General features: G+C 43.2%; 27 protein-coding genes, 1 riboswitch and 1 other annotated feature. Of the genes, 20 read left to right on the top strand and 7 right to left on the bottom strand.

The window, feature by feature from the left end; all coding sequences use genetic code 11:
* The first annotated feature begins 23 nt into the window (after positions 1–23).
* On the top strand, positions 24–1,517 hold the full coding sequence (locus LCM11_RS04970) for a glycoside hydrolase family 32 protein (protein WP_224893145.1): 1,494 nt from the start codon (positions 24–26) through the stop codon (positions 1,515–1,517).
* A 51-nt stretch (positions 1,518–1,568) separates the two neighbouring features.
* Here LCM11_RS04970 and LCM11_RS04965 read toward each other — a convergent pair whose 3' ends face one another.
* Positions 1,569–2,552 (bottom strand): LacI family DNA-binding transcriptional regulator, encoded by a 984-nt coding sequence (locus LCM11_RS04965; protein ID WP_224893144.1) that lies wholly within the window; start codon positions 2,550–2,552, stop codon positions 1,569–1,571.
* A gap of 192 nt (positions 2,553–2,744) precedes the next feature.
* On the opposite strand from LCM11_RS04965, the gene LCM11_RS04960 reads away from it, so the two are divergent.
* From LCM11_RS04960 to LCM11_RS04940, 5 genes are all read left to right on the top strand, one after another.
* Positions 2,745–3,215, top strand: a complete 471-nt coding sequence (locus LCM11_RS04960; RefSeq protein ID WP_224893143.1) for a hypothetical protein — start codon at positions 2,745–2,747, stop codon at positions 3,213–3,215.
* A 97-nt stretch (positions 3,216–3,312) separates the two neighbouring features.
* Positions 3,313–4,269, top strand: coding sequence for a bile acid:sodium symporter family protein (locus tag LCM11_RS04955; protein WP_224893142.1), 957 nt, complete (start codon positions 3,313–3,315; stop codon positions 4,267–4,269).
* A gap of 127 nt (positions 4,270–4,396) precedes the next feature.
* Positions 4,397–5,119, top strand: coding sequence for a phosphatase PAP2 family protein (locus tag LCM11_RS04950; RefSeq protein ID WP_224893141.1), 723 nt, complete (start codon positions 4,397–4,399; stop codon positions 5,117–5,119).
* A gap of 123 nt (positions 5,120–5,242) precedes the next feature.
* Positions 5,243–5,935: a phosphatase PAP2 family protein gene (locus LCM11_RS04945; RefSeq protein ID WP_224893140.1), complete on the top strand. Its 693-nt coding sequence runs from the start codon at positions 5,243–5,245 to the stop codon at positions 5,933–5,935.
* Positions 5,936–5,990: 55 nt separating this feature from the next.
* Complete coding sequence (locus tag LCM11_RS04940; protein ID WP_224893139.1) at positions 5,991–6,152, top strand: YqaE/Pmp3 family membrane protein; 162 nt, start codon at positions 5,991–5,993, stop codon at positions 6,150–6,152.
* Between the two features lie 64 nt (positions 6,153–6,216).
* Here the strand turns inward: LCM11_RS04940 and queE are convergent, their stop codons facing one another.
* From queE to queC, 3 genes are read right to left on the bottom strand one after another with little or no spacing between them, the layout of a single operon-like run.
* The gene (gene queE / locus LCM11_RS04935) at positions 6,217–6,945 is read right to left on the bottom strand and encodes a 7-carboxy-7-deazaguanine synthase QueE (RefSeq protein ID WP_224893138.1); all 729 of its coding nucleotides are present in this window, start codon (positions 6,943–6,945) and stop codon (positions 6,217–6,219) included.
* Positions 6,938–7,405 (bottom strand): 6-carboxytetrahydropterin synthase QueD, encoded by a 468-nt coding sequence (gene queD / locus LCM11_RS04930; RefSeq protein ID WP_224893137.1) that lies wholly within the window; start codon positions 7,403–7,405, stop codon positions 6,938–6,940. The genes queE and queD overlap by 8 nt, the downstream gene beginning before the upstream one ends.
* A complete protein-coding gene (gene queC, locus LCM11_RS04925; protein ID WP_224893136.1) occupies positions 7,405–8,073 on the bottom strand; it encodes a 7-cyano-7-deazaguanine synthase QueC in 669 nt (222 codons plus the stop codon). The genes queD and queC overlap by 1 nt, the downstream gene beginning before the upstream one ends.
* An 84-nt stretch (positions 8,074–8,157) precedes the next feature.
* A riboswitch (PreQ1 riboswitch) is annotated at positions 8,158–8,202 on the bottom strand.
* 377 nt (positions 8,203–8,579) lie between these two features.
* Between queC and LCM11_RS04920 the strand changes: the two genes are divergently transcribed.
* From LCM11_RS04920 to LCM11_RS04905, 4 genes are all read left to right on the top strand, one after another.
* Positions 8,580–10,220 (top strand): L-lactate permease, encoded by a 1,641-nt coding sequence (locus tag LCM11_RS04920; RefSeq protein WP_224893135.1) that lies wholly within the window; start codon positions 8,580–8,582, stop codon positions 10,218–10,220.
* 167 nt (positions 10,221–10,387) lie between these two features.
* Positions 10,388–10,604, top strand: a binding site (T-box leader).
* 68 nt (positions 10,605–10,672) lie between these two features.
* Positions 10,673–11,908 (top strand): argininosuccinate synthase, encoded by a 1,236-nt coding sequence (locus LCM11_RS04915; RefSeq protein ID WP_224893134.1) that lies wholly within the window; start codon positions 10,673–10,675, stop codon positions 11,906–11,908.
* Complete coding sequence (gene argH, locus LCM11_RS04910; RefSeq protein ID WP_224893133.1) at positions 11,901–13,274, top strand: argininosuccinate lyase; 1,374 nt, start codon at positions 11,901–11,903, stop codon at positions 13,272–13,274. The genes LCM11_RS04915 and argH overlap by 8 nt, the downstream gene beginning before the upstream one ends.
* A gap of 735 nt (positions 13,275–14,009) precedes the next feature.
* Positions 14,010–14,345: a hypothetical protein gene (locus LCM11_RS04905; protein WP_224893132.1), complete on the top strand. Its 336-nt coding sequence runs from the start codon at positions 14,010–14,012 to the stop codon at positions 14,343–14,345.
* A 129-nt stretch (positions 14,346–14,474) separates the two neighbouring features.
* On the opposite strand, the gene LCM11_RS04900 is transcribed toward LCM11_RS04905, so the two are convergent.
* Both LCM11_RS04900 and LCM11_RS04895 read right to left on the bottom strand, forming a co-directional pair.
* A complete protein-coding gene (locus LCM11_RS04900; RefSeq protein ID WP_224893131.1) occupies positions 14,475–14,918 on the bottom strand; it encodes a YueI family protein in 444 nt (147 codons plus the stop codon).
* Between the two features lie 131 nt (positions 14,919–15,049).
* Positions 15,050–16,237, bottom strand: coding sequence for a M14 family metallopeptidase (locus tag LCM11_RS04895; protein WP_224893130.1), 1,188 nt, complete (start codon positions 16,235–16,237; stop codon positions 15,050–15,052).
* A 211-nt stretch (positions 16,238–16,448) separates the two neighbouring features.
* Between LCM11_RS04895 and LCM11_RS04890 the strand changes: the two genes are divergently transcribed.
* From LCM11_RS04890 to LCM11_RS04860, 7 genes are all read left to right on the top strand, one after another.
* Positions 16,449–17,105 (top strand): peroxiredoxin, encoded by a 657-nt coding sequence (locus tag LCM11_RS04890; RefSeq protein WP_224893129.1) that lies wholly within the window; start codon positions 16,449–16,451, stop codon positions 17,103–17,105.
* 196 nt (positions 17,106–17,301) lie between these two features.
* Positions 17,302–18,489: a DEAD/DEAH box helicase gene (locus tag LCM11_RS04885; protein ID WP_224893128.1), complete on the top strand. Its 1,188-nt coding sequence runs from the start codon at positions 17,302–17,304 to the stop codon at positions 18,487–18,489.
* A gap of 158 nt (positions 18,490–18,647) precedes the next feature.
* Positions 18,648–19,289: a class I SAM-dependent methyltransferase gene (locus LCM11_RS04880; protein WP_224893127.1), complete on the top strand. Its 642-nt coding sequence runs from the start codon at positions 18,648–18,650 to the stop codon at positions 19,287–19,289.
* A gap of 3 nt (positions 19,290–19,292) precedes the next feature.
* Positions 19,293–19,751 carry an S-ribosylhomocysteine lyase gene (locus tag LCM11_RS04875; protein ID WP_224893126.1) on the top strand — a complete coding sequence of 153 codons (459 nt, stop codon included), beginning with the start codon at positions 19,293–19,295 and terminating at the stop codon, positions 19,749–19,751.
* 21 nt (positions 19,752–19,772) lie between these two features.
* Positions 19,773–20,690, top strand: a complete 918-nt coding sequence (locus tag LCM11_RS04870; protein WP_224893125.1) for a PLP-dependent cysteine synthase family protein — start codon at positions 19,773–19,775, stop codon at positions 20,688–20,690.
* A gap of 4 nt (positions 20,691–20,694) precedes the next feature.
* Entirely contained in the window at positions 20,695–21,831 is a 1,137-nt protein-coding gene (locus LCM11_RS04865; RefSeq protein WP_224893124.1) for a bifunctional cystathionine gamma-lyase/homocysteine desulfhydrase, read from the top strand.
* 265 nt (positions 21,832–22,096) lie between these two features.
* Positions 22,097–22,780, top strand: a complete 684-nt coding sequence (locus tag LCM11_RS04860) for a TraR/DksA C4-type zinc finger protein (protein ID WP_224893123.1) — start codon at positions 22,097–22,099, stop codon at positions 22,778–22,780.
* Between the two features lie 47 nt (positions 22,781–22,827).
* On the opposite strand, the gene LCM11_RS04855 is transcribed toward LCM11_RS04860, so the two are convergent.
* On the bottom strand, positions 22,828–23,187 hold the full coding sequence (locus tag LCM11_RS04855) for a Lin0512 family protein (protein ID WP_224893122.1): 360 nt from the start codon (positions 23,185–23,187) through the stop codon (positions 22,828–22,830).
* A gap of 229 nt (positions 23,188–23,416) precedes the next feature.
* Here LCM11_RS04855 and LCM11_RS04850 point away from each other — a divergent pair, with 229 nt between their 5' ends.
* Genes LCM11_RS04850 through LCM11_RS04840 form a run of 3 tightly spaced genes read left to right on the top strand, consistent with a single transcriptional unit; the run spans position 23,417 to position 25,982 of the window.
* A complete protein-coding gene (locus LCM11_RS04850) occupies positions 23,417–24,205 on the top strand; it encodes an ABC transporter ATP-binding protein (protein WP_224893121.1) in 789 nt (262 codons plus the stop codon).
* Entirely contained in the window at positions 24,189–24,947 is a 759-nt protein-coding gene (locus LCM11_RS04845) for an ABC transporter permease (protein WP_224893120.1), read from the top strand. The genes LCM11_RS04850 and LCM11_RS04845 overlap by 17 nt, the downstream gene beginning before the upstream one ends.
* 21 nt (positions 24,948–24,968) lie before the next feature.
* Positions 24,969–25,982 carry an aliphatic sulfonate ABC transporter substrate-binding protein gene (locus tag LCM11_RS04840; protein WP_224893119.1) on the top strand — a complete coding sequence of 338 codons (1,014 nt, stop codon included), beginning with the start codon at positions 24,969–24,971 and terminating at the stop codon, positions 25,980–25,982.
* Positions 25,983–26,108 lie beyond the last annotated feature (126 nt).

The following is a 26,108-nucleotide window of genomic DNA, read 5'->3' as shown; positions in this document are numbered from 1 at the left end:
GTTAACACAATTGGAGGATTAAGATGACGATCATCAATCAGAAACATGATAAAAAAGTGAATGAAGCTACTCATGCTGTTCAAAATCAAATAGAAGATCTAAGAGAATCTCAGTATCGCTTACACTATCATTTTACGGCTCCATCTTCCTGGATCAATGATCCCAATGGACTGATCCAGCATAAAGGTGTCTATCACTTATTTTATCAGCATTATCCTTATGGAGTGGATTGGGGGCCGATGCACTGGGGACACGCGACAAGCAGTGATCTGGTGCACTGGAAGCACGAACCTGTAGCCTTAGCTCCCTCTGAAGACTATGAGTATGAAGAGGGGAACTCAGAGGTGGGCTGTTTTTCGGGAAGCGCGGTGTCCAATGGAGACGAGCTTTGTCTCATCTACACCGGCCACGTAGAAGGGAAATCTCCTAAGGAAGTTCAGGCGCTGGCTTCTTCAAAGGATGGTATTCATTTTACTAAGCATGGGAAAAACCCTATTATTGCAGGACCACCGGCAGATTTTTCTGAGGACTTTAGAGATCCAAAAGTGTGGAAACATGATGGTACCTGGTATATGGTTGTAGGCTCGAGCAGGAATGGAAATGGAGCGATCCCCCTATTTAGATCGAGCAACCTTGTGGATTGGACCTATATGGGGGCAGCCCTGGAGGGAGACGGTACACAAGGAGATATGTGGGAATGTCCGGATTTGTTTCCGATTGATGATAAGCATATGCTTATCATTTCTCCGATGAATATGGAGGAGGGTAAGAACAAGATTATGGTAGGCGATATGGATTACGAAGAAGGTAAATTTAGTCCTGTATCCGTGAAAGAAATTGATGATGGTTTTGACTTCTACGCCGCTCAGACCTTTGAAGATGAGAGTGGCAGACGGATTATGATTGCGTGGATGGATACGTGGGAAACGGAATTTCCTACGAAAACCGAAGGCTGGTCAGGAGCCATGACGATCCCGCGACAAGTTATTTTAGACGAGAACCAGGAAGTCAGTTTTCTGCCTGTGCCCGAGCTGGAAGGCTTGAGAGAACACCATTACTTCGAGGATAACTTGAGATTGTCTTCCGGTGAAAGTCTCGATTTGAATAAGCACCGTGGGCTGGAGCAGAGTTATGAACTCAATATGGAAATTACCTTGCCAGAAAATCAGACATCCGGACGAGTGGGACTTGAACTGCGGGCTTCCTCGGACGGAAATGAAAAAACGCTCGTGTACTACGACTTAATGACAGGCGAATTAGTAGTAGATACAACACACTCCGGTAAGGAAACACATCGGGGTGTCAGCAAGACAAAAGTAGAGGTGGAAGATAAACTTTCGCTAAGGCTTTTTATGGATGTTTCTTCTCTAGAAGTATTTACAGCAGACGGTAAATCCTGGATCACTAACCGAATATATCCGGATTCCAGTCACACAGGATTGAATGTATATACTGAGGAAACAGATGCGTATGTGGAAAAAGTGGATACTTGGACATTAAAGAAAGTACTGAATTAGAAAACAATAAGAAAGGAAAGGCCTGGGTATATTCTATCAGGCCTTTCCTTTTTAAATTGTTTTTCCTTGGAAGAGATTGATTTCATGTCTGATTTCTTCATGAGCTACCGGTTTTGTTCCTTCTATCTGCTGTTCAAGCAGGGAGACGGCCGTTTCAGCAATACGATGAATAGGCTGACAGATCGTAGTAAGTTCCGGGTGTATGGTACGAATAATTTCTGTCCCGTCATAGCCAATGAGCTTCAGTTGGTCCGGCATAGCCAGCTTTCTTTTTTCTGCTTCGCGCATAACGGTAAGAGCAATCAGGTCATTACTCGCAAACACCCCGTCTATTTCTGGCTGTTCATCAAACATCTGCTTGATAATGTCATCCTGCTCGTAGGTTTCAGCAAAGCTTGGGATTTCATAGATGGTCTGTTTCAAGTTGTTCTCACTCATTACGTCTTCGTAAGCTTTTCGCCGTAGGTGAGCTGGAGTTTCAAGATCATAGGGACCATTTAGGTGAATAATGCGCCGGCATCCCTTCTCGATCAGCTTTTCTACGGCTGCCTTTCCGCCTTTATAGTTGTCGGATCCGACGACCGGAATATTTTTCGATAGATAATGGTCAATGGCTACGGTAGGCAGATTGTGCTGTTCGTAATCTAATAATCCTTTAACGTATGTTCCTACAATCACACCATCAACCTGGTTGCGCCTGAGCATCTCCCAGTATTTCTTTTCTTTATCTGTATTATTTACGCTATTACAGAGCAATACTTTTAAGCCTTTTTGTGAACAGAAGTTTTCGATTTCGGCTGCAAGTTCACCGAAAAAAGGATTTTTCGTCGTAGGCACAATGAGACCGATTAAATTGGTTTTTCTAGTATATAGGGAACGAGCTAAGTCATTGGGAATATAATTGATTTCTTCCATAGCCGCAAATACTTTATCTTTAGTATCTTGACTGATGTATCCTCGGTCATTTAGAACACGGGACACGGTAGTAGGAGAGACGCCCGCGACCTTGGCCACGTCCTGAATTTTTGGCTTCATAAGATTAGGGAACTCCTTTGTTAAGTATTTTTAGGCAAATTTATTATATCAGTAATGGGACTTTATGAATAACGTTTTGTGAAAACTCTTACATCCTTTCCTCTAATAGTCATTTCACTTGCAGCGCGCGAGGTTTTAATCATTTGGGCTTATAAACAAGGATTGGTAATATAGGGAGAAGAGGTGAAGTCTATGATCGCAAAAGGAGAGTTAAGGAAGCTTCGATTGAAGCAGTTCATCCTATTAAACGCGACGGTAGTACTTGTATTTCTAGGTCTGGATTTATACATAGCCCAGGGCTTTCCTTTTAAAGGAATGATCTGGCTTCTCGGGTTTTTGTTTCTTATGCTAGGTGCGGGGGGCTTGTACCAAATGAAAACCGGGAAAATCTTAGCTACTAAAGACTCTAAGAGACTGGTCAAGTACGAAAGGGAAGTGATGGGAGAGAAAGCCTGGAAAAGACACCAGAAAAGCGGTGTGATCATTATTCTTATACTTGCGGTTGCTGCCTTTGTGGCCGCTTCCGTGATCGATTTTCCTTTACATCACACGGATCGAGGTATGGATCCAGCCAGCTATATTGGTGCTTTCATTGGGATCAATCTTGGAACGGGGATTCGTTCATACCGTATTGACAAGAAGGGAGCAGAGAAACTGGACTGAAGTTTCGCTGCCCGAACACTATTTTACATCATGCTCCCCTGAATCACACGCGCTATAATGGAATAATTCGAATATATGAGCCGGGGGAGCCCAGCCTATGATCCGCACTTTTAATCAATTTCTGCAAAAAATCATGCCTTACCTTACACCTTCAGCTGTTATCATCGGAGTCGTGTTTTCCGACTGGTTTGACTCGCTGGTGTTTCTCGTGCCATGGATTTTCGCCGTTATGACATTTGCAGGAAGCCTGGGATCCAATTTCAGTGATTTGAAAAAGGTGCTCCGTCACCCAGTGGCCATGATCGCCTGCATAATGGTTCTACATATAGTGATGCCGCTGATTGCTCTCGGGGTGGGTACGCTTATCTTCGGAAGCGGAGCTCATACAACGATTGGATTAGTCCTTTCTTTTGTTATTCCTACAGGGATCACGACGCTCATCTGGGTTTCGATTAATAAAGGTAATGTGGTGTTAACCTTATCGATCATTCTTGTCGATACGTTGATTGCCCCACTTGCTGTACCTTTTGTCATGCAAATGCTTGTAGGAAATGCGGTGGAAATGAATGTTCAGGAAATTATGAACGGGCTGCTCTGGATGATTGTCATTCCGTCGCTTGTTGGGATGCTTATTAACCAATTCGCTGAAAAAGAATTCACAGAAAAGCTCGAATCGAACCTTTCTCCTGCAACCAAGCTTGGGATTGGGGCGGTCGTTACGATTAATAGTTCGGCCGTCGCTCCCTATTTTAAAAATATTAACGGAAAACTTATATTAATTGGCGTAGTTGTGTGCATGCTCGCGATCTTTGCTTACTTCATTGGATTTCTGACAGGAAAGCTTCTGAAGATCGGCCGGCCTAGTATTATTTCGCTTACCTTTAACAGTGGAATGAGAAATATAAGCGGTGGCGCCGTTATTGCGATTACTTACTTCCCGCCGCCGGTAGCGGTACCGGTTATTGTGGGGATGTTGTTTCAGCAAGTGCTGGCTTCTTTCACCGGAAAAATATTCGCCAGTCATGGGGCGGAGGAACAGAGTGTCTCTCATTGAATGAATTTCTGAAAAGTTCCCGAATTGGGAACTTTTTTTAGCTTAACGGCGCATGGTAAAGCATGGTTTTGACAGAGACAGGGAAGGGAAACAAATAGCAGTAAAAACAATTGAGGTGTTTCTATTTATGTTATTTTCTGGAACAAAGGTTTCTGACCTTTCCAAAGCTTCTATCATCATTATACTGGCAGGTTTTCTAACGCTGGGTGCTTCTTTTTATTTCTTCTTTGAACTGGCGGATGAAGTACTCGAAAAAGAGAAATTCGCTGTGGATCAATGGGCGATTGATGTAATGGCTTCCATCAGCTCGCCAGGACTGGATCAATTATGGGGCTGGGTTACGGAGGCTGGTTCTGTAACGGTTATAACGGTGCTGTCTGTTCTGCTTCTCATCTATCTCCTGTTCTTTTCTCCATTCAGCCGATGGGTGGGCATCTATTTCATGATCAATATGATTGGAATTAGCGCGCTCACAAAAGGGTTAAAACTACTCTTTGAACGTCAGCGCCCGGAAGTACTGGAAACTTACGACGGTACAGGCTTTAGTTTTCCGAGTGGACATTCTTCAGGGTCTATGGTTTTTTATGGCTTTCTTATCTATTTAGTTGTGATCAGCCGTTTGAATAAAGGATGGAAGTGGTTGATTAATAGTTTATTAGGCCTTTTGATTTTACTTATTGGCTTAAGCCGTGTCTATTTAGGTGTTCACTACTTTACGGACATACTGGCAGGTTTCTTGTTTGGGCTTGCGTGGCTAATGATTTGTATAGCAGCCCTTGAGGTAACGCTCTGGAATCAAAGACGGAGGAAAGCCAGTAAAAAAGCACCTGCCGTTAACACACAAGCGTAGACGTATGGCGGCCATGGCAATTCTTCTAAAATGAATAACGTAACGAAGGGCTCCTGCGGAAGGAGCTCTTCGTTTGTAATATTACATCATGAAATACATTATAAATTGGCTGAGGTGGTATGTATGTTATTTTCTGGTACTAAAATTTCTGATCTTACGAAAGGATCGATTTGTTTACTATTATTAGGTTTTATATTCTTAAGTGGAAGTTTTTATATATTTATGGAGTTGGCAGAGGGAATCTTGCAAAAAGAAAAATTCGCCATTGATGAGAAAGCTTTTGACGTTGTAAGAGAAAATTCCACATCATTATTTGAACAGATCAGCCATTTAATTTCCTATACGGGTTCGATTGCTTTTATGGTTACAGCATCGCTTCTTCTCGCAATTTATCTCTTATTTTTTTCCCCGTTCAGCCGCTGGCTCGGTGTCTACTTTATGATTAGTATGGGAGGGGTAAGTTTACTTACCAAAGAACTGAAATCGATGTTTGATCGAAGCCGTCCTGAGTTCCTAGGGGATTATCACGGATCGACGTCCAGTTTTCCAAGCGGTCACTCCTCCGGTGCCATTGTTTTTTATGGCTTTCTTATATACTTAATTACGATCAGCAGGCTGAATAAAGGATGGAAGTGGCTGATGAATAGTCTGCTTATCCTGATCATTTTACTGATTGGTTCAAGCCGTGTCTATTTAGGCGTTCATTTCTTTACTGATATTTCTGCAGGATTTCTGTTGGGTCTCGCATGGCTGATTATCTGCATAACGGCCTATGAAATTACATTGTGTCATCAGAGACGACGTCAGGCTGAATAGTTATACTTCTCTTTAATTCGGGTATAAACCAAGTAGAAGCGAAAGGAGTGATCTCGTGTTACTATATATTTTAGCTATATTTCTGCCGCCGATTGCGGTGCTATTTACTGGTAGTCCTGGAAAAGCACTATTCAACCTTGTGCTTACGATGATATTCTTTGTTCCTGGAGCGGTACATGCCGCATTAGTTGTTAAAGACTATCATAATGGTGTATAAGAAAAAGGTGTCCAAAGCGGACACCTTTTTTTATTAGGCAGTTATAATTGAGGAGTTGAGTAGTTTAAACGCCTCGCTTGTTTCCCCAGACCAGCGCGTGCACCTGCGGCAGAACGCGGACATGATTTAACTTTTCAGAAGCTACGACCTGATCAATTAACCATTCGTACTGATCCAGAAGGTGGCTTGCCAGAGCTGGAGGAGCATCTTCTTCTAAATCGTCATTTCCTACCTGAAGGAAAAAAGGTACATCCGGATAGCGCTCATGGACCGTTTCAGCATAAGCTAGATCTTCGTGGTTGAACACGACCACTTTTAAGCTGACGTTTGCCAGCCTTCCTTGTTCCACAAGCCGTTCGATTATAGTGTCCAGAACCTGCCAGTTCGTTTTCATTTTTGAACTTGGCGGTTTAGGAGAAATAGTGAGGTCGTCAATTTCCGGGAACCAATCCTGCCAGCGGCTGCCCTGTGTTTCAAGGGCTACTTCAATGCCTCTGGCGTGAAGCGGCTTGATTAATTCATCAAGTTTAGCTAATAACGCAGGATTACCTCCGGAAATGGTTACGTGGTCAAAATGACGTCCGCCCGCTTCTAATAAGCGATCTACGATTTCATTCGCCGTCAGCCGTTCAATTTCTTCTTTAGCACTGCCGTCCCACGTAAATGCAGAGTCGCACCAGGCGCAGCTGTAATCACAGCCTGCTGTTCGAACAAACATGGTTTTACGGCCAACTACCATTCCTTCGCCCTGAATGGTGGGACCGAAGATTTCAAGTACAGGGAATTTACTCATTCTCCATCCACTCCCTTCTTGCTTCAGCAAAGCTGGTTGGAGTCTCATAAAGTTTCACGAATTCCACACGATGTCCCTCGGGCTGACCAGCAAGAGCGGCTGCCATTTTTTCATAAATCCAGACGACCATATTTTCAGCCGTCGTATTCATGTTAGGGAGCGTATCATTTAAGTAGCGGTGATCCAGATGGATTTCAATTTGTTCTTTCCAAATCTCTTTAATATCCCCAAAGTCGATCACGATGCCAATGTCATCCACGTATCCGCTGATCCCAAATATCACCCGATACGTATGGCCGTGAAGGTTCTTACATTTTCCTTCATAACAGTGAAGGTGGTGGGCAGCGTCGAATGTGAATTCTTTGCTGACCATCACGCGTTTTTTATGGTACTTCAATTCGTGACGTTTAATATCCTGATCAATTTTTTGTAAATTCTCTACGATAGTAAAACCATACATTATCGATTCACCTCTGTGCCTTGCTCCAGATAGGTTTCGAGTCCTTTTTGCCTTAGTTCACAGGCCGGACATTCACCGCATCCATCTCCGCGGACACCGTGATAGCAAGTTAAGGTTTTTTCACGAACATATTCGAAAGCATTGAGCTCATCAGCAAGTGCCCACGTTTGAGCTTTATCGAGCCACATAAGCGGTGTATGGACGACAAACTCATCATCCATTGATAGATTCAGCGTGACATTCAAAGACTTGATAAATACGTCACGACAGTCAGGATACCCGCTGAAGTCCGTTTCACATACCCCGGTCACGACATGCTTCGCCCCAATTTGTTTCGCTAAGATCGAAGCAAAAGACAAGAACAATAGATTTCGGCCTGGAACAAATGTAGAAGGAAGACCGCCGTCTTCTCCATCGGTTACCTCAATGTCATCACGCGTCAGCGCATTTGGAGCAAGCTGATTAAGCAGAGACATATCAAGCACATGATGCTTCACTTTAAGGTCTTCGGCTATTTCTTTGGCAACCTCGATTTCCTCGTTATGGCGCTGGTTATAATCAAACGTGACAACTTGGACTTCGTCATACTTTTTTAATGCCCAGAACAGGCATGTGGTACTATCCTGACCGCCGCTGAATACAACGACCGCTTTATTATTTTTTTCCATAAAAAAATTCCCCTTTCGCAAAGAAAAAGAGAATTCCACTCACCCAAAAACATAAAAAAACCATACCTAAGGCAAGGTATGATTCCATCCTTAGTTTTTTATAGAGGGTGTAGCTAGAACCTCTCCTGTTTATAAACAGACTTTATTAAATTACTTCGATCATTATAACACGGCTGAACCAAAAAAGGGAATATTGGCTTTTTACAATAGACTATCTAAGAATCCGTTGGCGAATATCTTAAAAAATGTATTCCACAATCGGACTGGGTATTATAAGGCTCTGATTCGAGATATTGTTGTATCTTGAGAGTCTCTGAAGGTTGTGCCGCTTTTCCAGTATTGCGTCACGAAGGGAGAGGCAGCCGGGAGGATATTTTAAAAGTCAAGCCTATGATTTAATAATCCCTTATATTATAATAGATATAGATTGTGAAATGTTTCACAATACTTATGCTGCTCTCTATCTAATAGTTTAATATGATGAGAATATTGAAAGGGTGGTTTTCTTGACTTTCTTAGAGATTTTAACAGCCTTGATGCCTGTACTTGCTGTATTTATCTTCCTTGTAATCTTCCGTCTTCCTGCGGTCACAGCTATGCCCATCAGTCTTGGAATCGTCGCTGTGCTGGCTTTTGTGATATGGAAGGTTCCTGCCATTCGAATTGCAGCCGCTTCCATGGAGGGGGCTATGATAGCCATTTCAATTATCTGGATTGTGTTTGGAGCGATTCTACTGCTGAATACATTACGTAACAGTGGAGCCATGGATTCAATTCGAAATGGTTTTTCTGGAATTACAGAGGACCGTCGCGTTCAGGTGATTATTATTGCCTGGCTATTCGGGTCTTTCTTAGAAGGAGCAGCAGGATTTGGAACACCAGCTGCGATTGCAGCCCCGTTGCTTCTAACGCTTGGCTTTCCTCCTTTAGCTGCTGTCGCGGTATCATTGATTGCAGATAGCAGTGCCGTGTCTTTTGGGGCGGTAGGCACGCCGTTGATCGTTGGTGTTGATCAGGGACTGAAGCAAGGAGATGCTGTCGCCGAGCAGGTACAAGCTAGTCTTGGAAACCAGCCGCTCGAAGGATTTATTCAAGAGGTTGCTCAGTCTGCCGTACTTATGGATCTATTTATCGGAAGTTTCATTCCGCTGATTCTGGTTATTATTCTTACAAAATTATTCGGTGAAAATCGTTCTTTCCGCGAAGGACTTGCTATATGGAAGTTTGCTATTTTTGCAGGCTTGAGCTTTACCATCCCTGCCTTCATGGTTGCTACTTTCCTTGGACCTGAATTCCCGTCTATCATAGGAGGGCTGGTTGGTCTTACTATTGTGGTTCCAGCTGCTAAGAAAGGGTTTCTGCTTCCAAAAGAACCCTGGACTTTTAAAGGAGAAGTACCTCTAAGCGAGACGGCTGCTTCTAAGGAGCGGACCATGCCACTTTATAAAGCCTGGCTTCCTTATGTGGCTGTGGCGGTATTACTCGTACTAACACGTGTTAATGTTCTGCCTTTTAAAGCCTGGCTTACATCTGTAGAAGTGAAATGGGAAAATATTCTGGGTACAAATTTATCCACTGCCTTTGAACCACTGTATCTGCCTGGGACGGTCTTTGTGCTGGCTGTCCTGCTTACGATCTTTTACCACCGCATGTCTAAAGAAGCGATTAAAAAAACCGTGCAGGTATCTGCAAGCTCTATGGTTGGCACGATTATTGCCTTACTTACCGCTGTGCCGATGGTAAGAATCTTCATCAATTCCGGTGTGAATGAAGCTGGTCTTCTGAGCATGCCGATGGAGCTCGCTAACCTTGTTGCGGAGGGAGTAGGAGGGGCATGGCCGCTTGTTGCCCCTATCATAGGGGCCCTGGGCTCATTTATCTCAGGGAGTGCTACCTTCAGTAATATGATGTTTTCCCTTTTCCAATTCAGTGTAGCAGATCAAATTGGAGCAAGCGGTCAGCAGGTTGTTGCTTTACAAGTCATCGGATCGAACGCAGGCAACATGATTTGTGTCGTGAACGTTGTAGCGGCAGCCTCCGTTGTCGGTCTGGTTGGGAAAGAAGGAGCGATTATTCGGATTACACTTCTTCCTATGCTGTTTTATGTGGCGATGGCTGGAATGATCGGGTTTATTTTTATAAGTTAATATGCATAAAAAGTGACTGTGCCCATGCAGTCGCTTTTTTTACGGTCAAATAGGGAGTGAAATGTATAGGCTATTTAACTAACTTTCTATAAATTTAAGTTTTTTTAGCATTTTCCTGTTGACTTCCACACTCACTTTTGTATAATTATAAACATCAAATAATAAAAATACATTCGCAGACGAAGAGAGTATGTATAAACGGAAGCAGCAGCGAGCCGGGGGTGGTGGAAGCCCGGTGGTTCATTTATACAGAAGCGCACTTCTGAGAAGATCGGTGAACAAGTAGCCGGTTCCGGGAGCACCCGTTATCAGTTTCGAGTTGGTCTATCTAATAGACAATGAGAGTGGCACCGCGGATGGTTAAAACCAGAATCCGTCTCTTACCAGAAATAAGAGGCGGATTTTTTTATGGAAAATAGACATGTTCTACAATTTTTTAGGAGGTATTTATTATGGCGAAACCAAAAGTAGTATTAGCGTATTCAGGTGGATTGGACACTTCGATCTCAGTAAAATGGATTCAGGAAAAATATGATTATGATGTGATTGCTGTTGGACTGGACGTTGGAGAAGGTAAGGATCTTGAAACCATCCGTCAGAAAGCGCTTGACGTGGGAGCCATTAAAGCAGTCATGATTAACGCGAAAGAAATTCTGGCTGAAGAATATCTAATGCCTGCCCTAAAAGCGAACGCCTTGTATGAAGGGAAATATCCTTTATCGTCCGCTCTGTCTCGTCCGTTAATTTCCAAGCTTCTCGTTGAAGTGGCTGAACAGGAAGGCGCAGTTGCTGTAGCTCATGGATGTACTGGAAAAGGAAACGATCAGGTGCGTTTTGAAGTTTCCATCCAGGCGCTGAATCCAGATCTTGAAGTAATTGCCCCTGTCCGTGAGTGGGGAATGACTCGGGACGAACAGATTAAATATGCTGAAGAAAAAGGAATTCCGGTGCCGGTTAACTTAGAAAATCCGTTCTCAATTGATGCCAACATCTGGGGGCGTGCCTGTGAAGCAGGTGTTCTCGAAGATCCATGGGCTGAAGCTCCGGAAGCGGCATACGAGTGGACGAATCCATTGGAGAAAACACCGGATCAGGCAGAAACCATCGAAATCGATTTTGTTGAAGGAAAGCCTGTCGGCCTGAATGGACAACAGATGGATCTTGTTCCACTGATTGAATATTTGAACGAACTGGGCGGCAAGCACGGGATCGGAAGAATCGACCATACTGAGAACCGTCTCGTTGGTATTAAATCAAGAGAAGTGTATGAGAACCCTGGTGCCATGATTCTGATTAATGCACACAAGGAACTTGAGTTCCTTACGCTCACAAGAGAAGTTTCTCAATATAAAACAAGTGTTGATCAGCAGCTCGCTAAAATTATTTATGATGGACTATGGTATTCACCACTTCAGCCGGCTCTGTCCGCTTTCGTCGACTCCACTCAGCAGGTGGTAACGGGTACGGTGAAGGTGAAGCTATTCAAAGGTCATCACAATGTAATCGGCAAAAAATCGCCGGTCAGTCTTTATAACGAAGAACTTTCCACGTACTCCAAAAATGATGCTTTCGACCATAACGCAGCGGTTGGATTTATCAAACTATGGGGACTTCCAACAAAAGTGCATGCGGATGTTCATAAAGGAAAGAAACTCCTTGATCAGGAACTGGTGACCGTCCATGAGTAAATTATGGGGAGGACGTTTTACCAAACCTACTAATAAACTGGTGGAAGAGTACACCTCTTCCATCGGTTTTGATCAAAAACTGGCATTGCAGGATATCCAGGGAAGCCTGGCTCATGTGGAGATGCTTGGGAAGTGTGACATTATAACGCAGGAAGAAGTGAAAGAGATTCAAGGTGGTTTACAGGCGGTTGAAAAGAAAATCCAGGCTGGAGATGTTAACTACTCTATAGCTGATGAAGATATTCACATGAATATCGAGAAAATGCTGATTGATGAAATCGGCCCGGTCGGGGGAAAACTTCACACCGGCAGAAGCCGTAATGATCAGGTAGCAACGGATATGCATCTGTACTTACGGGAAAAGACCAATGGATTACTTGAGCTTGTCGAGGCTGTGCAGACGGCGCTTGTGAATCAGGCGGAGTCCCATGTGGAGACCATTCTTCCAGGATACACTCACCTGCAGCGGGCGCAGCCAGTATCTTTCGGTCATCATCTTCTCGCCTACTTCTGGATGTTTGAGAGGGATAAAGAACGTCTCCAGGACAGCGTTAAACGCATTAATTGGTCACCACTTGGTGCGGCCGCTCTGGCTGGAACCCCTTATCCAATTGACAGACAGATGACAGCCGATGCGCTCGGTTTTGATAAACCTTATCCTAATTCTCTGGATGCAGTGAGTGACCGGGATTTTATCTTAGAGTTTTTATCTATTTCTTCTATTATGATCACCCATATTTCCCGGTTATCCGAAGAACTGATTTTATGGAGCAGCCAGGAATTTGATTTTATTGAACTAGATGATGAATTTTGCACAGGTTCAAGCATTATGCCTCAAAAAAAGAATCCTGATGTTCCCGAGCTGCTGCGTGGAAAAACCGGACGGATTTATGGAAATCTGATGGGTCTGCTTACGCTATTGAAAGGACTGCCGCTCGCGTATAACAAGGATATGCAGGAAGACAAAGAAGGTATGTTTGATACGGTGGATACGTTAGAAGGAGCTCTGTCTTTACTTGCCCCGATGCTTGATTCAATGGATGTAAAAGCTGACCATATGAAGAAGGCAGTTAAAGAAGATTACTCGAATGCTACAGATATCGCCGATTATCTGACCGTTAAAGGACTTCCGTTCCGTCAGGCTCATGAAGTGATTGGAAAAATTGTGCTTTATGCGATCGATCAAAACAAGTATCTGCTTGATCTGTCGATGAATGAATACAAGCAATTCTCAGAGCTGTTTGAAGAAGATATTTATGATAAATTGGCTCCTGAGCAAGTAGTGGCTGCAAGGGTTAGTGAAGGAGCTACCGGTTTTCAGCAAGTCTACAACCAACTTGATCTGGCAAAAGAGCACCTTTCTTAAAAAAGAAGGCGCTCTTTTTGTCGTTATTCCTCACGTAATAGCTAAACTAAGCGAGCGTCATAAGCGACTTATTAAACAAAAGGGCCGTTTAGTTGAAGACTCCGTTTCGAGATAAATGGGGTCCGTTACGTTAGATGGAGAAGGGGTGGTGGGGAAATAACTCGCTTTCCGGCCTGCACAACGCAGGGTCGTTCGACGTTCCCTTCCGCCCCTTTACGTTCATGGAGAGTTCTAAAATCTCTGCAAAACCTCCTTCTAATGAACAAGGATCATCATCATCCACCCTGATTTTTAATGGTTGTGGACGCGTATGGACAGCCTTTCAGGCCAATGAAGTATGCCTCCTGTCTCCTATAGCAGAGTTCGTTCACTTGATATCGTTGGGGTGGCGGAAGAAACGACGAGACTCCCGCGGGAGAAGGAGCTAGGCGAGACCCCACAGGGAGAGATAACGACTGAGGAGGCTCAGTGTAAAAAAGGAGGATCGACTAAAGTCGCCACGTCCTGTGGCAACGTCGATCGACCCTACGTCTTGTAGGGCCGCAGGAAAGCGAGTTGTTTCTGCAGCCATCCCTTCTCTATATGAAGTAACGAACCAAAAATATCTCGGAACCGAGTCTTCAAGTAACGGGAGATTTAGTTGAATAGTACCGGTAGGATAAGGGAGAAAACGTTTTAAAAGTGCTAGAAAGGATAATATATAAAGTAGAACACTTTTAGAAGGGGATTGAGACGATGACTAAACATGTAGAAGCTTATTTTAAAACGGAAAACGATGCAGAAAGCGCAAAATCATCTTTGCAGAAATATAATATTGAACAAGAAGCCGTTGAGCCTATCCCGGAAGAAGTGGATCTAACTCCAATCGTTCCTGCAAGTGGATCTGCGAATACTGGCGGGGGAACTTTTAACTTCACAGATGTAATCACTCCTAATAAAGATGATGATGCCATGGCTGATAAACGCCATCTTACTCATGTGCTCAATTTCAAAATTCCAGAAGAAAATTATGACGAAGCACTGAAAGTGATCGTTGAGCATGATGGGCATATGGAGCAGTCGAAGCTGTAAACGACAAATTTTAAACGATATCTCAACAAGACTCTCCCTTGCAGGAGGGTCTTTTTTAATCGATTTTCGCAGCTGTGGTAAGCTAGTCGTGCCTGACTGTCTGACATAAGATTCATTAACTAACTCGGCTTATTTAGAAGTAAACCAGCTCTTAACTGTTGATAAAAAACCGGAATTTTCAGCTTTATCTTCTGGTTTTTCATCCTTTTCCGGAACAAAGATATCTTCTATATCCACAGCATAATCGTACGTTAATACCGCACCAAGATCTGAGTCTGCATCCTGATTCATAACATTCGTGTAGGGGATGTTATATTTAGCTGCTAACTTCTTTTCTTCCTTCATAAATCTCGAAGCTACGTGGCCGTTTAGTAAAAGTTTGGTCTCTGGATGCTGCTGCATAGCTTTTTCTAATTCTTTGAGAGAAAGATCCTGCATCAGTTGTCCCTTTGTGAGCGCCAGGACTACGCGCTCCCGAATTGTACCTAAGAAACGTTTACGTTCAGAGGATCTGATTTGTTTTTTACCATATATGCCTTCTTGCAATTTATCTTCAATTTCTTTATTGCTCATGCTGCCACCTTCTTTCCTTATCATTACTATGTCCATTTTAAAACAAACTCTTTCCTCTCGCATCTGCAATGCCCTTAAACGTTGATATCTAAGCATAATGAAAAAGCGATGCCTCAATTGGCATCGCTTTTTTACATATACATACTGGCAAGAAAAATACCGATCGTTTCCTGGTAGATTTCATCGAACTGACTGAGAGGAAGGGGGTTAACACCTTCACCCAGTTCCACAGTAAAGCCAGGCTGCCGGAACACTTTTACAAACCAGTCTTTGTACCCCGCGTAGCTATCCACGTAACGGATGGGTTCATATCCACTAACACGGCCGAATTCATTAACGATCGTCATAGCTCGTGGCGGTTCTAGTCCTTCATAACCCCAGTAAATCACTTCGCCCTGAGTATGGAAGGCTAACATTTTTTCGAATAATCGTTCTCCTGCAAGTTCAGCCATGGCGATTGCTTCTGGCTCTGTTAATGGCTGGTAGCCAGGGAAATCCCTGAAGGCTGGTTCCTTTGGTTTTCTTGCTGCTTCCACCTCCCATTTAGCAGGGTATTGATTGTTTAAATCCACTCCCCGTATGTTCGCTTTCCACCCTGAGAAATCGGTACTCCCCTCGTTGATTCTAAGTGCTTCCTGGCCAAATTCTCCTTCAGGCGGGCCGTTTAGGACGAGGTTAACTCCATCCGGATCTACCATCGGCACAATCGATAAGGTGACTTGATCATAAAAAGGACTGACATCCAGACCGCGAATCGATTCTTTGTTCGTTAAAGCTAATAAATAATCATTTAAAAACTGCATGATGACCGCGGTAGTAATCCATTCGTTTCCATGAAAGGACCCATTCCAGTGAACGACTTTCGATCCTCGGCCAATTTGGAGTTCATCTAAATTCTTTCCCATTACGCTCTGGCCGATGGTTTCATTGCGAATGAAGGGATAAATTTCATTTAGTTCATTTAAGTGTCGAGTTAAAACCTGATAGTCGTAAGCTTGATTTCCATTCACTACCCGGTAGGTAACTTTTACAGGAATTCGTATAGATTGTCCGATTTGCAGCTGTCTCGGATTAACGGTGGGGTTTAGTAAAGCTAATGAGTCGACAGCTATACGTCTTTCGGTAGCAATTTTCCAAAATGTATCATTCGCTTGAATCTTATAAGAACTTACTTGGTACCCTGGGATTTTAATAATCTGTCCGATAACTAAGGCAGAAGGTTTCACTTGGGGATTGGAATCTATAATCAGTTTTAGCGGTACATTAAATAAATTAGAGTAGTACCAGAGCGTATCGCCGCTTCTCACGTTTATATCCATGGTAGGACCTCCTAAGCATGGTAATCTTTTTACTACTATATGGGGAGGAAGTGAGGTGCATGAGGCTATTTAGAAATTATCCTAAGAATTCGAGGGTGCCTGAGCACTAATTAAGCCTTTTGCCCCGTTATTAAAATTCCATGATTAACCACCAGGGGTCTGGTGGTACATATACCCAAGAGGGTTCTTTAATTTAAAAGGAGGTAGAAAAATGGAACAGACAGAAACGAATCAACAAGTACAAATGCCGAGAATTGGAGATGACGCCCCGGCTTTTAATGCGGCAACCAGTCAAGGAAACATCTCTTTGGAAGATTATAAAGGCAAGTGGCTTGTACTATTTTCTCATCCATCAGATTTTACCCCGGTATGCACCACAGAGTTTGTGGGTCTTCAGGAAATCTATCCTGAGTTAAAAGAAATGAACACAGAACTTCTTGGATTAAGTGTTGATAGTGTTCCATCCCACATTGCCTGGATTAGAAGTATCGAAGAAAACTTTAATACGAACATTGAATTTCCCGTAATTGCCGATCTTGATAAACAAGTAGCTATGAAATACGGCATGATTATGCCAGGCGAAAGTCAGGTCGAAACAAGCCGTGCTGTATTTGTCATTGACGATAAACAGAAGATCCGGTCGATCATTTATTATCCACTGACCACTGGAAGAAACATGCAGGAAATCCTTCGTCTTGTGAAAGCTCTTCAGACGACGGATGAACACGGAGTATCCACTCCTGCTGACTGGCAGGAAGGAGATAAAGCCGTAGTGTCCCCTCCAAAATCACAAGAAGAAGCAGCAAAACGGGCCGAGGAAGAAGGCATAGAATATATCGACTGGTATATTTCCAAAAAAGACGTATAATCTTGTGAGCAGGCTGTCCAAGCGGGCAGCCTGTTCTTTTTTGTGGCTTTGCTTTAAAGTAATGGAGCTTAACTGTAATATCAGGAAAGTAGTTTAATCGAGTCTTTTTAAAAGATAATTTCACTAAAAGGGCTCATAAATCATAGGTTTCAGGTACAATAATAGAAGAAGGTTATAATAGGAAGAAGTGATCGTAATGAATCAAACATTTGAACAACTAGGTGTACGGAAAGATTTTATTAATAAATTGACGCAAGAAGGTATTGGCGCTCCCACTCCTATCCAGCAGGAAGCGATTCCCGCTTTAATGGATGGACGCGATGTAATTGCCCAGGCGCAGACAGGAACAGGGAAAACCTTTGCGTTTTTACTACCGATTTTACAGAACATCCGGGTAGAAGACGCATCTGTACAGGCAGTGATTGTCACGCCTACACGGGAACTGGCGCTTCAGATTACAGAAGAAGTACGAAAGTTGAAAACTGAGGAGATGCATGTGCTGGCTGTTTATGGTGGTCAGGACGTAGCCAAACAGGCTCATAAGCTTAATGGACAAGCCCATATTGTCATTGCAACACCAGGGAGAATGCTTGACCATTTACGGAGGGGAACGATTTCTCTTGAAGCAGTGAAATACATGGTTCTGGATGAAGCGGATCAGATGCTTGAAGCAGGATTTCTGCCAGATGTGCAGGATATCTTAAGCCAGACACCTGAAGCTAAACAAACCATGTTATTCTCAGCGACCATCACTACTCAGGTCAATCAGCTGGGCAAGAAAATTCTTAAGGATCCCAGAAGAATTACTGTGCAGGAAAAGACCGTAACGTTAGAAGGAATTAAACAGCTGGTCTATGAAACAACAGATCGTGCCAAACAAGATACATTAATTGAAATTATGCAGGAACACCGCCCATTCCTCGCTTTGATATTCTGCCGGACGAAACGTAGAGCAAGGAAGTTGAACGATGCCTTGTTGAGTCATGGGTTTGAAGCAGATGAGCTTCATGGCGATTTATCACAGGCGAAACGGGAGAAAGTCATGAAGCGGTTCCGTGATGCTAAGATTCAATATTTAGTAGCAACCGATGTAGCCGCCCGCGGTCTTGATGTTGAAGGGATCACGCACGTGTTCAATTACGACATCCCGCAGGATCCTGAAAGTTATATTCACCGGATTGGCCGCACTGGAAGAGCTGGAGGGAAGGGGCTTGCCATTACGTTCGCTGCTCCAAAGGACCGCCAGGCGCTGCAATCGATTGAAAAAAGTATTAAACAGAAAATAGAACGCCGTTCTCTTGCCAATTTATCCCCAGGCAAGGAAAAAGAATCTAAATCACAACCACCAAAGAAAAAAACAAAACGCTCTCAAAGACGAAGATAGCAGGAGATCCGCTCTTTCCACAGGAGGAGCGGATCTTTTTTTGTTAAAAATAGGTCTTAAGACTATTCCGTTGAGCATCCCTCTGAAATATGATACATTAAACATGTAATTCCGAGTTTGTTGATAGGGATTATAAAGATTAAGGGGATGGAAGTAAGATGGGCGTAGAATTTGTCGACCTATTTAACCAATGGGCGAGTTCATATGATGATACAGTGTCTGGAAATGATCCAGAATACAAAGAGGTTTTTGAAGGTTATGAGGATATGCTGGAACTTCTGGCCGGTCTCTCCATTTCTCCGGTTATGGAATTCGGTGTAGGGACAGCTAATTTAACTCGTAAAATGATCGGACAGAATAAAGTTGTAATTGGAATTGAACCATCATCCGAAATGCGGAGGATTGCCAACTTAAAGTGTCCGCAAGCAGCCATTTATGATGGAGATTTTCTTAATTACCCTCAGCTGATTACACCCATTCAGTCCATTGTCAGTTCTTTTGCCTTTCACCATTTAACAACCAGTGAAAAAATAGAAGCCATTCAGAAATTTAATGATAAACTGGAAAGCAAAGGCCAGATAATTTTTATCGATACTCTTTTTAAGGATGAAGCTCATAAACAAGCATTAATTCATAATGCGGAAAAATCCGGTCACTTGAATCTGGCGCAGGATTTGCAGGAAGAGTATTATGGGTATCTCGATGAACTTAAGGAAATGTTTTCCAAACAGGGATTTGAGGTATCATTTAAACAAATGAATAAATACGCCTGGTTAATTCAGGCAAAAAAAGGAGAATGATTTATGACACAGATGAACGTAGAAAGCTTTAACCTGGATCATACGAAAGTGAAAGCTCCTTATATCCGCCTTGTCGGTGTAACCGAAGGAGATAAAGGTGACAAGATCTACAAGTACGATATCCGTGTAAAGCAGCCTAACAAGGAACATATGGATATGCCGGCTCTTCATTCCCTTGAACACCTGATGGCTGAAAACAGCCGTAATCATCACGACCGTATTATCGATATCGGTCCAATGGGCTGCCAGACAGGATTTTATCTTGCTGTACTAAATGATGACAGCTATGAAAATATCCTTCAGGTTGTAGAAAATACGCTGAATGACGTACTGGAAGCTAAAGAAGTTCCGGCCTGCAATGAAGTACAATGCGGGTTTGCGGCGAGTCACAGTTTAGAAGGTGCACAAGAACTTGCCCGTGAACTGCTTAACAAACGTGATGAATGGACGGAAGTTTTTTAATAAACGAAGGGTGAGAGTTTGATGAGTTATGTCAGAAATATTCAATCGTTAATCGGCCACACACCGATGATCGAGCTTACTCACTCGGACATCCCGAATCAAGCCCGTATTTTTGCTAAGCTTGAATTCATGAACCCAGGCGGTAGTATAAAAGACCGTCTGGGTTTAAAACTGATTGAGGACGCCTTGAATAAAGGAATGCTTAAACCGGGAGGCACGATTATTGAAGCCACCGCAGGTAACACAGGTATAGGAGTTGCCCTTGCCGCTGTAGGAAAGGGATACCGTGTGGTGTTTGTCACCCCTCAAAAGTTCAGTCTGGAGAAACAGACCCTTATGAGAGCGCTCGGCGCAGAAGTGATTAATACACCTACTGAAGAAGGGATGAGGGGAGCCATCAAAAAAGCGGATGAATTGGTGGACGAAATTCCTGGTTCATTTAACCTGCAGCAATTTAATAATCAAGCAAATCCGGATGCATACTACGAAACGTTAGGTCCTGAGATCTACACAGATTTGAATGGAGAAATAGACATTTTCCTTGCTGGTGCTGGAACAGGTGGGACTTTTATGGGTACTTCCCGCTATTTAAAAGAGCAGAATCCAGCGATCAAGACAGTAATTGTCGAACCAGAAGGCTCTGTCATTAATGGAGGGAAGGCCGGTCCGCATGATACAGAAGGGATTGGCATGGAATTCTTGCCCTTTTATATGGACACCTCTTATTTTGATGCCATTCATACAATTCCGGATTCCATTGCCTTTCAACGTGTAAAGGAACTGGCATTAAATGAAGGGCTGCTTGTAGCGAGTTCATCCGGAGCAGCTTTTGAAGCGGCTCTGCGTGAAGCGAAACAAGCGGAACCTGGTGCCAGAATTGTAACGGTCTTTCCGGATAGCAGTGAACGATACTTAAGCCAAGGTATATATGAGGAGTGAAGTTATGAGAAAGAAAACGCAATTAATTCACGGTGGTATTACAGGAGATGAAAAAACCGGTGCAGTTTCTGTACCGATTTATCAAGTCAGTACCTATGCGCAGGATGGTGTAGGAAAGCATCGGGGATATGAATATTCCCGTACCGGCAATCCGACTCGTTTTGCCCTTGAAGAATTAATTAAAGAAATTGAGGGCGGCTATGCCGGATTTGCCTTTGGGTCTGGAATGGCGGCCATTACCGCTGTGCTCATGACCTTTAAGCAGGGAGATCATATTATCTTTACGGATGATGTGTATGGAGGAACGTACCGCCTCGTTTCCCAGGTCATTACCCGCTTTGGTCTTGAAGCAAGCTTTGTAGATACTAGTGATCCCAAAAATATTGAAGCAGCGATGACTGAGCGCACGAAAGCGTTATATGTGGAGACGCCGACGAATCCTTTGTTAAAAATAACGGATCTTAAGAAAACTTCTGAGCTTGCTAAAGCTCATAATTTAACCTTCATCGTGGATAACACATTCAGCACGCCTTACTGGCAGAACCCAATTGATTTTGGAGCAGACATCGTTCTGCACAGTGCAACGAAATACCTGGGCGGACATAGTGACGTAGTCGCCGGGCTGGTTGTGGTGAACTCAGCACAATTAGCGGAAGAGGTTCACTTCGTATTAAATTCCTCTGGTGGTATTCTCGGACCACAGGATGCCTGGCTGCTTATGCGTGGTATTAAAACATTAGGCGTCCGTATGGAAGAAATTGAAGAAAACACTCGTGCATTTGTGGAGTTTTTACAAGGACTTCCAGAGGTGACGAACATTTATTATCCAGGTCTTACAGAGCATGTTGGTCATGACATTCATCAGAATCAGGCACGCGGAAACGGCGGAATGATCTCTTTTGACGTAGGAAGCGGGGAAAAAGCAGACAAAGTACTGCAGAATGTCCGCTACTTCACCCTTGCGGAAAGTCTTGGAGCAGTTGAAAGCTTAATTTCCGTACCGGCTAAAATGACCCATGCTTCTATTCCGGAAGTACGCCGGGGTGAGCTTGGTATAACCGAGGGGCTTGTCCGTGTATCCATCGGTCTTGAAGATATTGAAGATTTAAAAGAAGATTTTCTTGAAGCTTTACGTAAATAACTTGGAAAAGCGCATTCCTTTGGGGATGCGCTTTTTTTAAAGTATTAGGATGAGATTAAAGCAGAATGGTTCGAGTAACAAGCTCCGTAATGAGTTGACGACGAACTGAGGCAGCTGTTCCCTTTCCATGACCCAGAGTCGTTCAGTACCCAATAACACAAGCGGGTACTTGAAAAATCTACAAGGGATTTTACCAGTACACTCTTCGTATAGAGACCAGTTCGTAAGCCACACTAAGAAGGACTATGAAGCAGGAGTGGAAAGTATGGATTACGAACACTATAGAAAACAATTAGAAGAAAGACAGATGGAAATAGAGACCCGTTTATTAGAGAAGAACTCATTGGGAATAGAGCGCGGCTTTGCCAGTGATATGGCTTCAGGTGAGCTTTCCCAGTATGATAACCATCCGGCGGATTCTGGAAGCGAATTGTATGAAAGAGAAAAAGATATTGCTCTTTTAGGACATTTAAAAGAGGAGCTCTCGGATATTGAGTACTCCCTTAATCAAATGAAAGCAGGAAAATACGGCATCTGTGAAAAAACAGGGAAGCTGATTCCAAAAGAACGATTGGAAGCACTTCCGACTGCACGCACTGTTTCTCAAGCTTCACCTAATCAGGAAATGTCCAAAGATCGTCCCGTTGAAGAAGAGGTTCTTGGAGATCTGGAGGCGAATTACGGAAGGGAAGCCGATGATCCTGAATATAATGAGCAGAATGCTTATGAACAGGTGGCTTCCTTTAACCAGAGCAGCATGACTTACGATGGTTCATCTTTAATGGACAATGAGGATGGAATTGGATATGTAGAAGAATTTGAGCCTTTTGTATCTACTGATATGCATGGATACACGGGATCTGATCGTGTAACGTTTGAACGCAATGTTCATTATGATAAGTACATGGATGATATGGATGAAGCGGAAGCAGAACGATCAGAGGATTAAGAAAAGGAGGAAAGGCCCCATTGCCTTTCCTCCTTTTATACGCATATTTAGTAGCCGACTTCGATGGAAGTATTGACCAAGTACATTTGATCGTTTTTATCGTCCTTATCTTCAAGCACAATGCCGCTCGTGGTTTTCATGCCGCCATCCATAACTTCAATCGTTACTTCACCATATGGGATTGCCTTCTTAACTTCCTCATGATCCAGCTGATCATGATCGCAAGGCAGAGCAAGTTTCACATTCGTTTTCATATTATCAAGCGATTTTTCGGGCAGAGCCTCACGTATTCCTGGCATAGAATTTGTGTGGATAGCATTCTTAATCGCACGTACGGCGGCTTTAGTAATGTTTTGACCATGAACGTCAATTCCCATTCCTGTTTGAACGAATAACATTTGATCCATGATTGATACCACCTTTCTTATAAAGTGTTTATCACATATACATAATTTGAAACCTTTTCCAATTAATTTGTTTTTAAAATTAGGATGGATAAAGGGCATCCAGCTGAATTAAAAAAACATTCATGAATTTTCCAAATCAAGTTGACACACTATTTCGAATATCTGTATAATCTAATACTATAATTAAAACATAGTAAGTTTATAGGAATTATTGTGTTAGGGGGCCGCCATGTTTCTACAGATCAATGATGTGAGTAAAACGTTTGACGATAAAAACCAGGGAAGCTTTGAAGTATTTTCTGGAATCGATTTAAATATAGAACAAAATCAGTTCGTATCCCTGCTTGGTCCTTCCGGCTGCGGAAAGTCCACCCTTCTTTCCATGGTGGCAGGTTTAGAGAGTGTGTCAGAAGGATCGATTGTATTAGAGGGTCATGAAATCAAAAAGGCAGGAACGGACAGGGGCATGATTTTTCAGCAGGCCTCTCTTTTTCCATGGCTCAATGTCAAAGAGAATGTGATGTTCCCTTTGAAGAGCACGGGGTCTAAAAAAGATGCAGAAGAGAAGGCGGATCGTTTTCTGCAAATGGTTCATTTGAGCCGATTTAAAGATCATTATACACATGAACTGTCTGGAGGCATGCAGCAGCGTGTGGCTATTGCAAGAGCTCTTGCGATGGACCCGAAAGTACTGCTGATGGATGAACCGTTCGGAGCGCTTGATGAGCAGACCCGTCACATTCTTCATGAAGAATTGATGAAAATCTGGGAAGAAACAAAGAAGACCATTCTTTTTGTGACTCACAGTATTCAAGAAGCAATTAAGCTGTCTGACCGGGTAATCGTTATGGGAACACGACCAGGTAAGATCATAGCTGATTTCAATATTGACCTGCCAAGACCAAGGAGACGTGATGATCCTCAAGTCATTGAGCTTGAGAAAAAGGTGATGGGTCTCCTGGAAGTTGAAATTAATAAAGTCCTGAAGGAAGAGCTTAGTTATGAAAGTCATTATTAAAAGAGTTCTATTTTTACTCGCTGTTATAGGAATTTGGCAATTAGTCTATTCATTAGGCGTTTATGAGAAAATCGTCTTTCCCGGCCCCTTACAGGTAGGGCAGGCGCTGATCACAGGGTTCACGACTGGAGATTTTCTAAATGCTCTGGGAGCAAGTTTCAGGCACTTATTCAGCGGTCTTTCCCTCGCTATCCTGTTTGGAACCATCCTTGGCGTGATCCTTGGTAAATCGAAGCAAGCCGATGAAACAGCGGGAATGTATTTGATTGCTTTGCAAAGTATCCCAAGTATTGTTTGGGTGCCGCTTGCGATCATGCTGTTCGGCTTTTCCGAGTTCGCTGTTGTTTTCGTCGTGGTATTGGGCGGAACGTTTGTCATGGCGCTGAATGTCCGTTCTGCAATTCATAGTGTTCCTCCACAGCTGGTAAGAGCAGCGAGAACGATGGGAACCAATGGACTTTCCCTCTTTTTCCGAGTGGAAATTCCATCAAGTATTCCTTATTTCATGTCCGGTCTGAGGCTGGCCTGGGCCTTCAGTTGGCGTGCCTTAATGGCCGGAGAATTATTAAGTAATGGTCCGGGGCTTGGCTATTCATTGCGCTATGCCCAGGATTATGCCCGAATGGATCAAGTTATAGGAATTATTATCATCATTGGCGTTATTGGAGCTGTCGTTGATCAGCTTGTCTTTTCAAAATTAGAGAAAAATGTAATGAAACGCTGGGGTTTATTAAAAACATAGAATGGAGAGGGGTAAAGAAATATGAAGAAATTATTTTCAGTTTTCACGTTACTAACATTAAGTCTGATCCTTGCTGCATGCGGTGGAGGGGAATCATCTAATGCAAGCGGAGAAGGTGATGGCAATGGCAATAAAGAAATCACCATAGGCTACTTCCCGAATATTAATCACGTAGCTGGTATGGTTGCCGAAGAAAAAGATTTATACTCAGAAACACTTCCTGATGGAACAAAAGTGAACTATCAATACTTCCCGGACGGTTCAGCTTTTATGACGGCTCTTGAAACCGGCGATATCCAGGGTGGCCTTGTGGGACCTGGCCCTGCGATGAACCACTTTACAAGCGGCGCTAAAATCAATGTTGTAGCAGCTGGTTCAACCGGAGGTACAGTTATTATGGCTAGAAACGGTGCAGATATTACCACGCCGGAAGATATGCCTGGAAAGACGTTTATCTCTCCTCGTGTAGGATGTACACATGACGTTCAATTCGAAACGATGATGAAAGAAGAGTATGGCATCACTTCCAGCCGTATTGATGGTCAAATGAAGCACGTAACAGGTAAACCGGCCACGTATGCGAGCTTATTTGAAAGCGGCAAAGTCGATGTAGCAACGGTACCGGAACCGTGGGCTTCTTCCATTGAAGAAGAAGGCACTGGAAAAGTTCTTGTAGATACACCAAATGTAGCCTTTGGAGAAACTCTTCCTGCAGCAGTGTTTGTAACTTCTCAAGATCTTGTTAAGAATAACCCGGATATGGTCGATAATCTTGTAGAAGCTCATAAAGAAGCTACGACATTTATTCAAGACAATCCAGATGAAGCGAAATCAATTGCCATTAAAAAAATCAAAGAAATTACCGACCAGGAGTTATCTCAGTCTGTAATAGACAATGCGTGGGAACGTATCGACTTCACGTATGAAGTAGAAGAAAAAACACTTCAGGACTTTGCTAATTCATCCTATGAACTTGGTTTCCTTGAAGAGAAACCAAATCTGGAAGGGCTAGTCGACACAAGTTTTCTTGATTAATGAATCATAAATAAGACCGGAATCCAAGTGGATTCCGGTCTTTTATATGGCTGAAATTGGATCTATCAATTGTATGAAACCGTTAACATGGTAAAATAAACGGTAAATGAACGTTACCGGGAGCGT

This window comes from Halobacillus halophilus (genome assembly GCF_020171985.1).
GTDB lineage: Bacteria > Bacillota > Bacilli > Bacillales > Halobacillaceae > Halobacillus > Halobacillus halophilus_A.
Note: the sequence above shows the minus strand (reverse complement) of the source record. Positions and strands in the feature narration are given on the sequence as shown.

Excerpts from the sequence above, each read along its gene's own strand:
- LCM11_RS04915 (WP_224893134.1), top strand. The coding sequence starts at position 10,673 with ATGGCGAAACCAAAAGTAGTATTAGCGTATTCAGGTGGATTGGACACT.
- LCM11_RS04840 (WP_224893119.1), top strand. The coding sequence starts at position 24,969 with ATGAAGAAATTATTTTCAGTTTTCACGTTACTAACATTAAGTCTGATC.
- LCM11_RS04950 (WP_224893141.1), top strand. The coding sequence starts at position 4,397 with ATGTTATTTTCTGGAACAAAGGTTTCTGACCTTTCCAAAGCTTCTATC.
- LCM11_RS04875 (WP_224893126.1), top strand. The coding sequence starts at position 19,293 with ATGACACAGATGAACGTAGAAAGCTTTAACCTGGATCATACGAAAGTG.
- LCM11_RS04970 (WP_224893145.1), top strand. The coding sequence starts at position 24 with ATGACGATCATCAATCAGAAACATGATAAAAAAGTGAATGAAGCTACT.
- queE (WP_224893138.1), bottom strand. The coding sequence starts at position 6,945 with ATGAGTAAATTCCCTGTACTTGAAATCTTCGGTCCCACCATTCAGGGC.
- LCM11_RS04945 (WP_224893140.1), top strand. The coding sequence starts at position 5,243 with ATGTTATTTTCTGGTACTAAAATTTCTGATCTTACGAAAGGATCGATT.
- LCM11_RS04890 (WP_224893129.1), top strand. The coding sequence starts at position 16,449 with ATGGAACAGACAGAAACGAATCAACAAGTACAAATGCCGAGAATTGGA.
- LCM11_RS04855 (WP_224893122.1), bottom strand. The coding sequence starts at position 23,187 with ATGGATCAAATGTTATTCGTTCAAACAGGAATGGGAATTGACGTTCAT.
- LCM11_RS04870 (WP_224893125.1), top strand. The coding sequence starts at position 19,773 with ATGAGTTATGTCAGAAATATTCAATCGTTAATCGGCCACACACCGATG.
- argH (WP_224893133.1), top strand. The coding sequence starts at position 11,901 with ATGAGTAAATTATGGGGAGGACGTTTTACCAAACCTACTAATAAACTG.
- queC (WP_224893136.1), bottom strand. The coding sequence starts at position 8,073 with ATGGAAAAAAATAATAAAGCGGTCGTTGTATTCAGCGGCGGTCAGGAT.
- LCM11_RS04895 (WP_224893130.1), bottom strand. The coding sequence starts at position 16,237 with ATGGATATAAACGTGAGAAGCGGCGATACGCTCTGGTACTACTCTAAT.
- LCM11_RS04865 (WP_224893124.1), top strand. The coding sequence starts at position 20,695 with ATGAGAAAGAAAACGCAATTAATTCACGGTGGTATTACAGGAGATGAA.
- LCM11_RS04905 (WP_224893132.1), top strand. The coding sequence starts at position 14,010 with ATGACTAAACATGTAGAAGCTTATTTTAAAACGGAAAACGATGCAGAA.
- LCM11_RS04965 (WP_224893144.1), bottom strand. The coding sequence starts at position 2,552 with ATGAAGCCAAAAATTCAGGACGTGGCCAAGGTCGCGGGCGTCTCTCCT.
- LCM11_RS04955 (WP_224893142.1), top strand. The coding sequence starts at position 3,313 with ATGATCCGCACTTTTAATCAATTTCTGCAAAAAATCATGCCTTACCTT.
- LCM11_RS04885 (WP_224893128.1), top strand. The coding sequence starts at position 17,302 with ATGAATCAAACATTTGAACAACTAGGTGTACGGAAAGATTTTATTAAT.
- LCM11_RS04845 (WP_224893120.1), top strand. The coding sequence starts at position 24,189 with ATGAAAGTCATTATTAAAAGAGTTCTATTTTTACTCGCTGTTATAGGA.
- LCM11_RS04960 (WP_224893143.1), top strand. The coding sequence starts at position 2,745 with ATGATCGCAAAAGGAGAGTTAAGGAAGCTTCGATTGAAGCAGTTCATC.
- LCM11_RS04880 (WP_224893127.1), top strand. The coding sequence starts at position 18,648 with ATGGGCGTAGAATTTGTCGACCTATTTAACCAATGGGCGAGTTCATAT.
- LCM11_RS04850 (WP_224893121.1), top strand. The coding sequence starts at position 23,417 with ATGTTTCTACAGATCAATGATGTGAGTAAAACGTTTGACGATAAAAAC.
- LCM11_RS04900 (WP_224893131.1), bottom strand. The coding sequence starts at position 14,918 with ATGAGCAATAAAGAAATTGAAGATAAATTGCAAGAAGGCATATATGGT.
- LCM11_RS04860 (WP_224893123.1), top strand. The coding sequence starts at position 22,097 with ATGGATTACGAACACTATAGAAAACAATTAGAAGAAAGACAGATGGAA.
- queD (WP_224893137.1), bottom strand. The coding sequence starts at position 7,405 with ATGTATGGTTTTACTATCGTAGAGAATTTACAAAAAATTGATCAGGAT.